This is a genomic window from Parabacteroides timonensis (assembly GCF_900128505.1).
GTDB classification, from domain to species: domain Bacteria; phylum Bacteroidota; class Bacteroidia; order Bacteroidales; family Tannerellaceae; genus Parabacteroides; species Parabacteroides timonensis.
In genome coordinates, this window is record NZ_LT669941.1 from 719,115 (window position 1) to 733,851 (window position 14,737).

Genomic DNA, 14,737 nt, shown 5'->3' on the forward strand with positions numbered 1-14,737 from the left:
TATGTATATCAAATCTATTAAAACAAATATAGCGGCTTGTTTACTATTGATGTTTTCGGCAGTGACAACGGCTACCGCCGCTAATACCTGGAAGATATCCGACCAGGAAGTAAAAGCCGGTACACAGGCAACCATTCAGTTGCAATTGGAGAATACCGATGAAGTGGTTTCTTTCCAGATGGATATAACCTTGCCGGATGGTGTCCTGTTGGCTGCTACTCCGTCATTGTCGGCCGATCGTACGGATGGACATGTATTCGATTGGAGTAACAAAAGTAATAATACTTATCGTTGTGTAGTTTATAGTACAACTAATAAGGCTATAAAAGGCAGTGAGGGCACTCTCTTGTCGATCCCCGTACAGTTTGTCAAAGGATTTAGTTCAGGGCAGATTAAACTGTCGCAAATCGTGATGGCAGACAAAAAGTCTCAGAGCCTCACATCATCGACAGAGATAGGTACATTTACCGCAGAAAAGGAGCTAAAGAAAATTGTCCTGAATATATCCGGATTGGAACAGGTTGTGAATGAACAAAAAGCAGCTGTAATTACACTGGCTACTTTTCCGGTATCTTTATCTCCTGAATGTACTATTACTTATTATAAAGATCAGCAATTGCAGGCAACAGCAGATGAAGAAGCCCGAAAAAAAGCCGGTATCTTTTATGTAAAGATCACACGTGCGGCAGATGATACCTATCTGGCTGTATCGGAAACTTATATGATGTCGGTAAACGATAAAAAGGAAGTTACACTGACTGCTCCCGCGAGTGTTACTCTTACCGCCGGTTTACCTTTGTCGGCTGCCGTTCTTACCGGTGGTAGTGCAAAAAATAAAAAGGAGGAAACTATTCCTGTTCCCGGCTCTTTCGTATGGACAAACGGCGGAACCATTGTAACGGAGAGTGGTGATTATAGTGCAACTTTTATACCGGCTGATAACCTGACTTACAATTCCCAAACCATAGGTGTACATGTAGAGGTTCTCCCAACCTGCTTTATCTCTGTGATCGATCCTACCGCAGGTGGACGGATCCAGGCAAAAGGTAAGAATGACAAGGATGTCTATATAAAAGGGCAGACTTTGGAATTGGCGGCCATCCCGGATGCCGACTATGAATTTACCGGTTGGACGGGAATTAGCGACAATTCTAAGAGTAAGACAGTAAGCGTAAAAGCCGATGGCAAAGATCTTACTATTTCAGCCAATTTCGAACGTAAGATGTATACGGTTTCTTTCAGCCAGCCGGCAAATGGAGGGAAGATAGTTGTTAAAGACGAAAACGGTGTTTCAATAAGTTCGGGTGATTCACGTCCTCACGGAACTGTTTTATCTATTTCGGCAGAACCTGAAGAAGGTATGAAAGTGGATGAACTAAAGGTAAACAATGTCTCTTTTACAACGGGTAAATATAAATTGGAAGCAGCGATCAGTTCCATAGCGGCAACTTTCAGTAAAATACCTGACTCTGCCTATAAATTGATAGTAGAAGGACTTACACACGGTTCTGTTCGTTTGTATAAAACGGATGGTTCAATGATCCCTTCCGGCAGTTCTTTGCCCGTCGATACGAAATTTACGGTAGTCGTTCTTCCCGAGAACGGATATGCTGCTGGTGCGCCTGTCGTTAAAAGCAATAATAATGTAATATCCCCCACAGAGGGAGTCTTTACGGTAACAGGTAATATTTCCATATCGGCTACTTTTACAGAAAAGACTTATGTTGTGAAAGCAAGTGTTACGGGATCCGGAAAGCTTGAGTTGAGCCAGACCGGAAAATGCCGATATGGTACACCGGTTACAATCAAAGAGGCAAAAGAAAGCAGTAGCCGTCTGGTTCGCATCGTTGCAAACGGTAAAGAGGTAAGGGTTGGAGAAACATTAACCGTTACGAGCGACCTGACGGTAACTGCCTTATTCGAGAAACGGGTGGATATTAAACCTGAATATATTATCCAGACTCCTCAGAGATATGTGTATAATGGCATTTCACGTGACTTTATAGCTTATGCAACGCAGACCTATGCTTTCTACTCGTTCGATGTAAAATATAAAAAAGAGGGAAAGGGTTCCGAACTGAACAATGCAGTAGATGCAGGTAATTATGATGTTATTGTCAGTCGCAATGCGGACGAACTTTATAATGCATTCAATCATACTTATGATAAACGCTTAATCATTGATAAATCACGGATATTGGTGACTGAAGCACCAACTTCAGAAAGTGAGGATGGTAAGACACGCCCTTCAACCGGCGTAAAGGTAACTAAAGAGACAAATGGACAGCTTATAAAGTTCACTTATAGTCCTGATGATGCAACTGTAAAGAACAATTATGAAAGCACCGTCTATTATCTGTCGACGAATACCAGTACGGTTGCTTTAAATTTTAATGCGAGTATTTTGCGCAATACTTCTTCTGATGAAGTTAAAGGCTATGTCCGCGTTACGAATGGTAATCTTCCTTATACGGCAGAACAATTAAAAACGATACCGGAAGGAACGATTGTAACTGCAGAGGCAGTGCCTGCTAACGGGTACAAATTTGTAAGATGGTCGGATGATAAGACTGATAACCCCCGGGAAATTACGGTAGGTAGCGAGAATATGAATTTCACACCTGTATTTGATGGAAAAGCAGAACTTAAAAATATAACTCTGAATCCTTCAAGTGCAGAGTATAACGGTCAGGTTCAGGAAGTGAATTTGTCCGGTCTGCCCACAGGTATAGAGGGCTGTATCGTATCTTTCTATTCTGATGAAGACTGTACACAGTCTGTCGAAATGAAAAATAGCGGGACCTATTGGATTCGTATTTACCGTCCCGAAGATGAACAATATAAAGAGTTGAATACCAAATTGTCTTACACTATTACCCAGGCCTCTGTCGGGACATTAGTATCTCCGGTAGCTTCTGATGTAGTGATAGGAGAGAGTCTGAATCAATCTGAGTTATCGGGTGGAAATGCAGGAGTTGTTCCCGGTGTTTTCCAATGGGAGAATGCTACAACCAAAGTGGATAAAGAGTCAAATAGCTTTAATGCTAAATTTATTCCTTCCGATCCGAATTATAAGGAAACGACTGTTGCCGTAAGTGTAAAAGGCATACCTGCTACAAAAAGTACCGGAACAGACCCTGATCCGGAAGAACCTGTAATTCCTGACAATCCGGGTGATGAAGAAACTCCGGATACAACGGTTGAAGCTCCCGTTATCACTACCCGTGAAGCTGAAACGGCTGTTATTAGCTGGACAAAGGTGGAACAGGCCGTCAGTTATAAGCTGAATTTATATACTGATAAGAATAAGGCGACTTTACTTCAATCTCTTGATTTCGATAAAGACGGTAATTTGCGTTCTGCTACGATCTCATTCCGGTTGACAGGCCTGAAAGCTGATCAGAAGTATTATATAGAAACAATAGCTTATAATAAAGAAGGGAAGGAGATTGCAAAGAAAGGTATTGACCTACCGTCTGCTGTTACTACATCCATAGAAGCGATCAAAGAGAATGTGCTTTTAACTGTAGACAATAAAACGCTACATATTGGTTTGTCGACACAGGCAGATATTACAGTATTCAACATAAGCGGCGAACAAGTATTCAGAAAAGACAAAGTGAACGGTTCGATTGATGTCACATTAGACCAATCAGGTTTATATGTTGTCGTTTTTAGAACGAATGAAAATCGTTATGCCAGAAAGGTACTGGTGAAATAAGAGTTTCTTTATAAATAGAAAGCTGCAAAAGAAGTAATATCATTTACTCTCTTTTGCAGCTTTCATTTTATACTATAACTGGTGATGGATCATTTAGTAATCTATAATCGGTTTACCTGAAAAGGTAATTATGCTCATTCCGTTTGAAGCGATAGCGATGCCGGGGAACAGGTAATGGATCCTGAGAGGAAATATCCCATCGCAGTAGTCCTTCTATCATTTCATTTCTGGTTTCTTTGCAGGAGGGATCGTTAAAACGATTATTCACTTCCGATGGATCCTGCTTCAGGTTGTATAACCAACCGTTCCCGTCCATATCATAGACCAGTTTCCAGTCGTCTTTGCGAAGCATACGCATGGTTCCGCTTTGTGTCCAGGTATTCAGTTCATCGAAGAACAGTCCTTGCTTGCCGACGGCTCCTTCTTTCTGGTAATCTGTGGCGTCCGCTTTTGTGTAATACATGCCGCCGAAGCCATCTTCTGCCATCACACTGGCGAATTCTTCTTTTGGATACTCTTTTCCTTGCAGCATCGGCCATAAACTACGACCTTGTACCCCAATAGGAATTTCCGCATCCATTATTTCGCATATTGTCGGGAATATATCGACGATACTTACATGCGCCTCTTGCGGGAGAGTAGAAGCCTTTATGCCTGGCCCGGTCCATTGCATAGGGATACGGGTGATAGCATCGTCCAGTCCTACGCCTTTTTTCATTAAACCGTATTCGCCGGCATAATCTCCGTGATCGGCTATAAATAAGATAATTGTATTATCGTATATATTCTGTTTCTTCAGTTCATCGACAAGGCGAGCCAGTTGATCGTCGATCATTCGGAGCATTCCATGATATATCGAACGCAGGCGAGGAAGATTTTCCTGAAAACCTTTATGTCCTTGTGCCATCATTTCTGCTAATAATTCATATTCTTCTCCTTTGGCTTTCCGATCCTTTGCCGAACTCTTCAATGGTGGCAACGATTCGGGAGGGAACATGGAATAATAAGGCTCACAGATTTGATAAGGATTGTGAGGCTCTGCCATTGAAAACCACATCAAGAAAGGTTTACCGTCCAGGCTGTCGATCCATTGCGAAGCATCGTCTACCATACGATAAGGTAATTGTCCTTCCACTCCGTAGGGAGAGGGTTCCAGGTTGGAATACATATCTAATGTCCCAAGATATTTGTCGAAGGCTTCTCCTTTTTCACTTTTTTGCTTGGCCTCCTGTCCGCCATGATTGTATGGGCACCAAAAATCCACCCGTTCTTTCGAAAGGTGAGAATGATTTTTTCCCACAAGGGCTGTTGTATAGCCTTGCTCATGAGCCACGTCGAAAAGATCTTTTGAATAGAATGCATCCTGGATATTATGGTTCGAACGAACATGGGTTGCGTTCGGGAACCGGCCTGTCAGCATACAAACTCTTGCCGGTCCACTGGCCGGAGCTGCCGTATAGGCTTTATTGAACCATGCTCCGCTCTTAGCCAGCTTATCGGCAAAAGGCATCGTGTTTAAGGCATATCCCTCCCTTTGCATAAGATCCGCACGTAGCTGATCTGCCATAATAATGATAATATTAGGACTCTTGGATGAATTCCCTGCAAAAGTTGATAAAGCGACTGTTGATGTTGTAATATTTAATAATAGTGTTTTTCTAATTGGTATAGACATAATGATTGAGATTTATAAAACTAGTTTTCTTCTGCCGGCTGGTATAAATACCGTTTAATACTACGTTTCGGAGTCTTTTCGAACTCTTCCTGGTAGAGTTTGAAGCAAGTCACTTTACTGTATGACGGCATTTCTGTATTCAACTGGTCGATGTTCTGTTGCATCAGTTTCTCTATTTCAGAATGCTGGATGCCGGCTTTGTCTACCTGCTCCCAGTCTGGATAGATCAGGGCGACTAGTTTACCTCCTTGCGAAATGATCAACGATTCAGCGACATAAAGCATATTGTTCAGACGATCTTCGATCTCTTCCGGATAGATATTCTGTCCGCTCGGACCGAGTATCATCGTTTTACTGCGACCGCGGATATAAAGGAAGCTATCGGAATCGATTGTACCCAAATCGCCGGTACGCATCCAACCGTCAGGCATCATAACAGCTTTTGTCGCTTCCGGGTTCTTATAATAACCCAACATTACATTCATTCCGCGAACCAGTATTTCACCGACTTCGTTGGCCGGATCAGCTGAATCGATACGGGCTTCCATACGATCGACAATACGACCGACCGAGCCTTGTTTGAATGTATCCCATTGTTCATAGGCAACTAGCGGGCCGCATTCTGTCATACCATAGCCGACCGTATAGCGGAACTTGATCGAACGAAGGAATTCTTCCACTTCTCTGTTTAGTGCTGCGCCACCGATCACAACTTCTCCAAACTTGCCTCCGAACGAATCATTCAGTTTCCTGGCGATCGTATCGAGAACCTTCTGGTCGAGATAAGGCACCTTCAGCAGTAATTTGATCAGAGGCTTTTCCAGTTCAGGGAATATCTTGTTTTTGACTATCTTTTCAATAATAAGAGGTACAGCCAATATCAAAGCCGGTTTAACGCGGGCAAAAGCTTCTGCAATAATCTTGGGGCTGGGGGTACGAGTCAGGAAATGTACGTGACATCCTTTGTTTACACAATTCAGTATCTCGAAAGCCAGACCGTACATGTGTGCCATTGGAAGCATACAAACAACACTATCGCCCGGATGGATAAACGGCAGGTTATCATAAGCAAACTGTGTATTGCTCCATAGACTGCGAAAAGGGATCATCACCCCTTTGGAAAAACTGGTCGTTCCGGATGTATAATTCAATACAGCCAGTTCTTCCGGTTGCTCGGTATGATATTTCACATCAGCAGCCGTGAAGGAGCGGGGATATTTCTTCCCGAAATATTCATTGATTCTGTCGCGTACGATACGTACATCTTTGTTCTTACTTTTGATAATGGAGAAATTATCCAGCATCATGAACAACTTGACATCGGGCATCATCTGTTCATTCATGTTCTCCCAGTTGTTAGCTCCGGCCAGAACAGCTTTTGCCCCGGAATGATTGACAATATGATGGATGTTATCCGGCTTAAACTCATGCAGGATTGGTACGGCAACAGCGCCATAAGCCAATATACCGAAGAAACAAATAGCCCAGTTGGACGAGTTACGTCCTACCAATGCCACTTTATCTCCTTTCTTTATTCCTGCGTGTTCGAGAATTATATGAAATTTTTCTATACGACGGGCCACATCTTTATAATGGTATGTATGTCCATTATAGTCAGAGAAAGCAGGTAAATCCCAATGTTCCTTGATGCTGTTCTCTATAAGTCCTAAAAAACGATTTTCCATGTAGATATATTTATATGAATAACCATGAAATCTGAACGAATGTTGCAAATATACTAAAAAATACAGACGCTATTATTTTGTTTATTCATGAAAAGTTTTTATGTTTGCGGTGTTCATGTAACACTTTGCAAATAATATGATTATAAAAGGCTACAGAAAACTCTTCAATTGTTTAATGTTCTATCTTTAAACAATCCTTTCTCTCCCGGGTCTTGCTGCCTGAGGTGCGGCAAATTCTTTTGTTATTCTTAATTATTTCTTTAAAAATACAGTGTGTCATCGGTATGTAGTAGCGTATGGTGTATGCACGAATAAATAAACCATTCAAAATGAGTACAACAACAGCTCAACGTGCACCTCTGAGTGCATCAAACTTTGCTCCCACAGTAGAAGCAAATGCTTATGGTATGAACGACCGTATCAAACGGTTACGTCAGCTTTCTTTCGAAGCTGAACCTTCTTTATCGATCGAACGGGCATTGATCGAAACTCGTTTCTACAAAGAAAATTACGGAAAATATCCTATTCCTATTCTGAGAGCACTGAACTTTCTGGAAATATGCAAATATAAGACTATCTATATCGGTAAGGATGAACTGATCGTGGGCGAACGTGGCCCGGCTCCTAAAGCAGTTCCCACTTTCCCGGAATTGACTTGCCACAGTGTGGAAGACCTGCATGTGTTAAATACCCGTGAACTGCAACGTTATACTATCAGCCAGGAAGATATCGATACCTACGAACGTGAAGTGATCCCTTACTGGAAAGGACGTACACAGCGTGAACGTATTTTCAGCCATGTTCCGAAAGAATGGAAAGAAGCATACGAAGTGGGTATGTTTACAGAGTTTATGGAACAACGTGCTCCGGGCCATACAGCTCTCGACGGAAAGGTTTATCAATATGGTTTACTGGATCTGAAAGAACGTATTGCCAAAGAGCTAGCGGATCTTGATTTTATGAATGATCCCGAAGCAACAGATAAACAGGAAGAACTGACTGCTATGTCTATCTCCTGCGATGCGGCTATCCTGTTCGCAGAACGTCATGCCGACCTGGCTGACGAAATGTCGATGACGGAGAAAGATCCGAAGCGTGCTGCCGAACTGCGTAAAATAGCTGAAGTGTGCCGTTGGGTTCCGGCTCATGCCCCTCGTTCTTATTGGGAAGCTATCCAGATGTACTGGTTTGTCCATCTGGGAACTATTACTGAACTAAATGGTTGGGATGCAATGAACCCGGGCCATTTTGATCAACATCTGGCTCCTTTCTATGAAAAGGAAATAGCTGCCGGAACGCTAACCCGTGAAGAAGCGAAGGAATTGATGTCATGTTTCTTTATTAAGGTAAATAACCATACGGCTCCTCCCAAGGTTGGTATTACAGCTAAGGAAAGTGGTACATACAATGACTTTACCAACCTGAATATCGGTGGTGTAAAGGCTGACGGTAGCGATGGCGTAAGCGAAGTGTCTTATATCATGCTTGAAACGATTGAAGAACTGCATATCCTGCAACCGGGTAGTGCCATTCATGTAAGCGCCCGTACGCCGGAACGTTTCTTACGTGCCGGATGTAAGGTGATCCGTCAAGGACACGGTTATCCTTCTGTGTTTAACCCTGATGTCTATATTCAGGAACTGATGCGCCAGGGTAAATCATTGCATGATGCACGTGAAGGCGGTTGCAGCGGTTGTATCGAAGTCGGTGCGTTCGGTAAAGAAGCCTATGTGTTGACGGGGTATCTGAATGTGCCGAAGATTTTGGAAGTGACGCTGCATAATGGTGTCGATCCGGTGTCTGGCCGTAAAGTGGGATTAGAAACAGGTGATCCGTGCAGCTTTGCAAGTTATGATGAACTGTATGCGGCTTTCATGAAGCAGATTCATTATTTTGTGGATATGAAGGTGCGTGTGAGCAATTATATCGACCGGATGTTTGCTAAGTATGCTCCGGCAACCTTCCTGTCGCTGTTTATCGACGATTGCATTGCTAAAGGGCGCGATTATTACAACTGTGGTCCGCGTTATAATACGACTTATATCCAATGTACCGGCCTGGGTACGATTACCGACAGCCTTTCTTCACTAAAGAAACATGTGTTTGAAGACAAACGTTTTACCATGGATGAAATGCTGAAAGCGATGGCAAACAATTTTGTCGGAGCGGAAGTTATGCGTCAGACGATCTTGAACCGTACGCCGTTCTTTGGTAATGATGATGAATATGCCGACTCGATTGCTGTTCAGATGTTCAACGACCTGTACGATGCTATTGAAGGCAAACCGAATACGAAAGGAGAATGTTTCCATTTGAATATGTTATCGACAACTTGCCACGTCTATTTTGGAAAAGTTATGGGAGCCACTCCGAACGGTCGCTTGGCTGAGAAAGCGATTTCCGATGGTACTTCACCATCGCATGGTGCCGATACACACGGACCGTCTGCTGTTATAAAATCATTGGGTAAACTGGATCAGGTAAAGAGTGGTGGTACGTTATTGAACCAGCGCTTCCTGCCGAGCCTGTTGAAACGTGAAGAAGATATTTCGAAACTGGCCTCCCTGATCCGTAGTTACTTTGCACTGGGCGGACACCATATCCAGTTCAATATCGTAGATACGGAGACTTTATATGCAGCTCAGAAATGTCCCGAAGATTATCGCGACTTGTTGGTACGTGTAGCCGGTTACAGTGATTACTTTAATGATATGAACGCTGACCTGCAGGCTGATGTGATTGCCCGTACGGAACAGGATAACTTTTAATTAGTTGGCAGTTGACAAGTGGCAGTTGGCAGGTAAAACACCTCAATGCTGTCAACTGTCAACTGTCGATTGTCAACTGAAAAAATGAGTTTGATATTCGATATTAAGCGCTATGCAATAAACGATGGGCCGGGTATCCGTATTACTATCTTTATGAAAGGATGCCCGTTATCGTGTGTGTGGTGCCATAATCCGGAAGGATTGTCCAACCGGAAGCAGAAGTTGTATACAAAGAAAAAATGTATAGGATGTCGTACCTGTGTGGATAATTGTCCGCAAAAGGCACTGACTTTGACACCTGATGGGATTGTTACCGACTCCTCTTTGTGTGATCTGTGCGGTAAATGTGCAGAAGTTTGTCCGGCTATGGCAATGGAAATTTCGGGAACGGAATATTCCATCGACTACCTGATGAAGGAAATTGAGAAGGAGACGGTTTTCATGGATCGATCGGAGGGAGGTGTTACTTTCTGTGGAGGAGAACCATTATTACATCCGGACATGTTGCTCGAATTGCTTCATCGCTGCGGTGAGTTGGGCATTCATCGTGTTGTCGATACGACATTGTATGCTAAACCGGATGTTGTACAGAAGGTGATGGAACATACCGAACTTTTTCTGGTGGATTTAAAGCACATGGATTCTATTAAACATAAGCTTTACTGCGGAGTTCCTAATGAGTTAATACTATCTAACTTACGTATGATAGCAGATGCCGGTCATGAGTTTTATATCCGTATCCCTTTAATAGAAGGAGTGAATGCAGACGAAGAAAATATAACCCGGTCGGCGGAGTTTTTAGCTTCTTTACCCTGGCAGTATCATACGGTAAACCTGCTTTTATATCACAATATAGGTAAGAACAAACATGAGAAACTCGGGACGGTTTATAACCCGGATCATTATCCGATGGAAACCCCTTCGGAAGAAACGGTACAACGTTGTAAGGATATATTTAGTCGTTACGGAATAGATGTTATAATAGGAGGATGACGGTTGTGACTGCTTCCTGCAAAAGCAAGCCGGTATCTTCCATAAAGATTAGATTGATCTTTTTTCGGAAAATACCGGCTTTGTCGTATCTGGCAATATTATTCTTCTACCTGTACTTTTACAATCACTTTACGGATACTTCCTTCACCGATGCCGGGTGCATGACCGTCTTCAGGAAAATAAACGGCAAACTGTCCGGGATAGATTTTTGTATAGGCTGTGGGACGGTCTACATAAAAAGCAATATCTTTCTCTTCATCATAAGGAATAGAAACTTCCTGCAATTCGCAACCGGGTTTCCATCCGATCTTTTCTACTCCTAATAAAGGAAGCTGTATATCGATATACTTTTTATGTGTTTCGATAGCAGCCTCTTTTTTGTCTTTACCGAACAGGGTTACAATGCTCACGAACAAACGTGTTCCATCCAGTTCATACTTTCCGTCTTCTATCTTCGAGAAATCCGTAGCTTTTATGTAATCGAATGCTTTTTTGAATAAGGGGTGCAAGCGTTCTACCTTTTCTGTGTTGTTTAAGGATTCAAGTATCATACGTATTCGTTTTTTAATTCATTCGTTAATTATGTTTGACAAAGATCGTATATCCGAATGTTAAATAATAGGACAAATATACCAAATAAATCTATTTATTTAGTACATATCTTAAAGGGCAGATTTGAAAATCCGCAACTTTGTTGCAACTGTTTTATTCGTATCTTTGTTCTTCTTTTAAGAGGTAGAATTAAAACATAAGATATGATGAAAGAGATAGAAAATAAGGTCTTACCTGTACTTGAGATGAGTTGTGCGGTTTGTGCCAACAATGTGGAGAGTACCGTCGGAGCACTAAGCGGAGTAGAAGAAGCAACTGTCAATTTCGCGGCTAATACCTTGTCTGTTAGGTTTCGTCCATCCGTTATCACTTTACAACAGATACAAGAAGCTGTACAGGCTGCCGGATACGATTTAATTATTGAATCGGAAGATCCGCTGGCCGAGCAGGAGGAAATGTCGCGCAAGCATTATAAAAAACTGAAGCGTAATACAATAGGTGCATGGATCTTATCTGTTCCTTTGGCTTTATTGGGAATGGTATTTATGCATCTGCCGTATGCCAATTGGATTATGATGGTGCTGGCATTGGCCATTATGTTGCTGTTCGGGCGATCGTTTTATGTGAGCGGTGCACGCCATGCTATCCAGGGGAAAGCCAATATGGATACGTTGGTTGCGCTCAGTACATCTATTGCTTTTATATTTAGTTTCTTCAATACCGTATATCCTCAGTTCTGGTATGAACGGGGATTGGAACCGCATGTTTACTATGAGGCTTCCGGTGTGATCATAGCATTCGTCCTGTTAGGGAAACTGATGGAGGAACGGGCCAAGAACAGTACTTCTTCGGCCATTAAAGGATTGATGGGGCTGCAACCTAAAACGGCTCGCCGGATTATAGACGGAAAAGAGGAAGAAGTTCCCATCTCTTCCTTACAGAGAGGGAATGTATTGAGTGTGCGTCCCGGCGAAAAGATTCCGGTGGACGGACTCTTGCTGCAAGGTTCATCTTCTGTGGATGAAAGTATGCTGAGCGGTGAACCGATCCCGGTAGAGAAATCCGCCGGCGACCGCGTACTGGCCGGAACGATCAATCAGAAAGGTGCTTTTACGATGGAAGCTACCGGTGTAGGGAATGATACCATCCTGGCACAAATTGTGCAAATGGTGCAGGCGGCTCAGGGAAGTAAAGCCCCGGTGCAGCGTATAGTTGACAAAATAAGTGGTATATTTGTTCCGGTCGTCGTACTCCTTTCCGTTATCACGTTCGTGTGTTGGATGGTGATCGGCGGCAGCAGTTATTTCTCTTATGCACTTCTTTCGGCTGTCTCTGTCTTGGTAATTGCCTGTCCGTGTGCTTTAGGTCTGGCAACGCCTACCGCTTTGATGGTGGGAATGGGCAAAGGGGCTGAAAGACATATCCTGATAAAGGATGCGTTCGCTTTGGAGAATCTCTGCAAGGTGGATACAGTCGTGTTGGATAAGACCGGAACATTGACAGAGGGAGTTCCTGTTGTGACGGAATCCTGTTGGCTGACAGAATCAAATGTTTGTTATCTGAATACCTTGTATACGGCGGAATTAAAGTCGGAACATCCATTGGCTTCTGCTATTATCCGCTGGCTGGAAGATTCAGGGGCTTCCACTTGTGAAGCCGAAGGTTTTGAAAGTCTTACAGGCCGCGGTATCCGTATGGAAGTCGAAGGCATTACATATTGGGTGGGAAGCCAGGGATTACTCGAAATGTTCGGGGCCGAAATCCCTGAAAAGACAATGGAGCAGATTCTTCACTGGCAGGAAGATGGCCAGAGTGTTGTTTATTACGGAAAAGGGAATGAACTGCTGGCTGCATTAGCTATATCCGACCGTATTAAACCGACTTCGGCTGCTGCTGTAAAGGAACTGACTGCAATGGGTATCGAAGTTCATCTGTTGACCGGGGACGGGATAAAAACAGCAGATAGAGTCGCTCATTCTTTAGGTATAAAATATTTCAAGGCAGAAGTGATGCCGAACGACAAGGAAGAGTATATACTGTCTCTCCAGAAGTTAGGAAAGAAAGTGGCGATGGTCGGAGACGGCATTAACGACTCGCAGGCGCTGGCTCGTGCCGATGTGAGTATCGCGATGGGAAAAGGAACGGATATAGCTATGGATGTAGCTATGATCACATTGATCACATCCGATTTGTTACTGTTGCCCGAAGCGATTAAGTTATCCAGAAGAACTGTGCGCCTGATCCATCAGAATCTGTTTTGGGCATTCATATATAACCTGATCGGTATTCCGTTGGCAGCCGGTGTCTTGTTCCCGATAAACGGATTGTTGTTAAACCCGATGCTGGCAAGTGCTGCAATGGCTTTCAGCTCCGTGTCTGTCGTTCTTAACAGTTTGAGATTAAAATTTATGAAGTAATATTATAAACATATTGAATTATGGCAACAATGAAATTTAAAACAAATGCAAAATGTGGTGGCTGTGTGGCTGCCATCGGTGCGAAACTGAATAAGTTGGTAAAGGAAGATGAATGGTCTATCGACCTGAAATCACCGGAGAAGGTATTGGAGGTAACAGCTAATGTTTCGGCCGATGCTGTTATTACTGCGGTAACGGAAGCCGGCTTCAAGGCAGAGCAATTGTAAGCCAGAGATGGTCAAGGCCCAACAAAGACAAACTTATGGTGAAGAAGTAGCCAATGTGCTGACTCATGGGGCGGGGATGATTTTCGGAATAGTGGCTATCATTGTGTTATTGGTGGCTTCTATCCGGAATGGAAATCCCTGGGTCGTGGGTAGTTCGTTAGTTTATGCGTTGAGCATGACATCTTCTTACGTTACTTCAACCTTTTACCATGCATCTGCCAATGCACGTAGTAAAAGGTTGCTTCGTCGTTTTGACCATAGTGCTATTTATCTGCATATAGCAGGAACTTATACACCTTTTACCCTGATTGCTCTTCGCAACGAAGGCTATTGGGGATGGTTGTTATTTTCCATTGTCTGGATTGCAGCAGTCATAGGTATTATCCTCAGTTTCCGAAAGATGAAGAAGACGGATCATCTGAAAACAGCTTGTTACCTCGCCATGGGATGGGTCGTTATTATTGCCTTTAAGCCGTTATTGGACGTCTGTCGGCAAACCGATTCGATGGATGTATTGTATTGGCTGATAGGAGGAGGATTGTTCTATACAGTAGGATGTATTTTTTATTTCCTCGATAAATATAAATATATGCATCCGATATGGCATTTCTTTGTGTTGGGCGGCAGTGTTTGTCATTTTGTTTCAGTCTATTTATTGGTAAGATAAAGAAAGGAGAAAGTTTATGAGCTTTCTCCCTT

9 protein-coding genes are annotated in these 14,737 nt (G+C 43.0%); 6 read left to right on the top strand and 3 right to left on the bottom strand.

The window, feature by feature from the left end:
* The first annotated feature begins 1 nt into the window (after position 1).
* Positions 2-3,721 carry an InlB B-repeat-containing protein gene (locus BQ7394_RS10475; RefSeq protein ID WP_075557388.1) on the top strand — a complete coding sequence of 1,240 codons (3,720 nt, stop codon included), beginning with the start codon at positions 2-4 and terminating at the stop codon, positions 3,719-3,721.
* A 112-nt stretch (positions 3,722-3,833) separates the two neighbouring features.
* Here the strand turns inward: BQ7394_RS10475 and BQ7394_RS10480 are convergent, their stop codons facing one another.
* Both BQ7394_RS10480 and BQ7394_RS10485 read right to left on the bottom strand, forming a co-directional pair.
* Complete coding sequence (locus tag BQ7394_RS10480) at positions 3,834-5,396, bottom strand: sulfatase family protein (protein ID WP_075557389.1); 1,563 nt, start codon at positions 5,394-5,396, stop codon at positions 3,834-3,836.
* A 20-nt stretch (positions 5,397-5,416) separates the two neighbouring features.
* A complete protein-coding gene (locus BQ7394_RS10485) occupies positions 5,417-7,081 on the bottom strand; it encodes an AMP-binding protein (RefSeq protein WP_075559974.1) in 1,665 nt (554 codons plus the stop codon).
* Positions 7,082-7,410: 329 nt separating this feature from the next.
* Here BQ7394_RS10485 and hypD point away from each other — a divergent pair, with 329 nt between their 5' ends.
* Together hypD and BQ7394_RS10495 are read left to right on the top strand one after the other, a co-directional pair.
* Positions 7,411-9,849 (top strand): trans-4-hydroxy-L-proline dehydratase, encoded by a 2,439-nt coding sequence (gene hypD / locus BQ7394_RS10490; protein ID WP_075557390.1) that lies wholly within the window; start codon positions 7,411-7,413, stop codon positions 9,847-9,849.
* An 84-nt stretch (positions 9,850-9,933) separates the two neighbouring features.
* Complete coding sequence (locus BQ7394_RS10495) at positions 9,934-10,842, top strand: glycyl-radical enzyme activating protein (protein WP_075557391.1); 909 nt, start codon at positions 9,934-9,936, stop codon at positions 10,840-10,842.
* Positions 10,843-10,940: 98 nt separating this feature from the next.
* Here BQ7394_RS10495 and BQ7394_RS10500 read toward each other — a convergent pair whose 3' ends face one another.
* Positions 10,941-11,393, bottom strand: a complete 453-nt coding sequence (locus tag BQ7394_RS10500) for a NanQ anomerase/TabA/YiaL family protein (protein ID WP_075557392.1) — start codon at positions 11,391-11,393, stop codon at positions 10,941-10,943.
* 207 nt (positions 11,394-11,600) lie between these two features.
* On the opposite strand from BQ7394_RS10500, the gene BQ7394_RS10505 reads away from it, so the two are divergent.
* Genes BQ7394_RS10505 through trhA form a run of 3 tightly spaced genes read left to right on the top strand, consistent with a single transcriptional unit; the run spans position 11,601 to position 14,705 of the window.
* A complete protein-coding gene (locus BQ7394_RS10505; RefSeq protein ID WP_075559975.1) occupies positions 11,601-13,811 on the top strand; it encodes a heavy metal translocating P-type ATPase in 2,211 nt (736 codons plus the stop codon).
* A gap of 20 nt (positions 13,812-13,831) precedes the next feature.
* Positions 13,832-14,038, top strand: coding sequence for a heavy-metal-associated domain-containing protein (locus BQ7394_RS10510; protein WP_075557393.1), 207 nt, complete (start codon positions 13,832-13,834; stop codon positions 14,036-14,038).
* 7 nt (positions 14,039-14,045) lie between these two features.
* Complete coding sequence (trhA, locus tag BQ7394_RS10515) at positions 14,046-14,705, top strand: PAQR family membrane homeostasis protein TrhA (RefSeq protein ID WP_075557394.1); 660 nt, start codon at positions 14,046-14,048, stop codon at positions 14,703-14,705.
* The last annotated feature ends 32 nt before the right edge of the window (positions 14,706-14,737 follow it).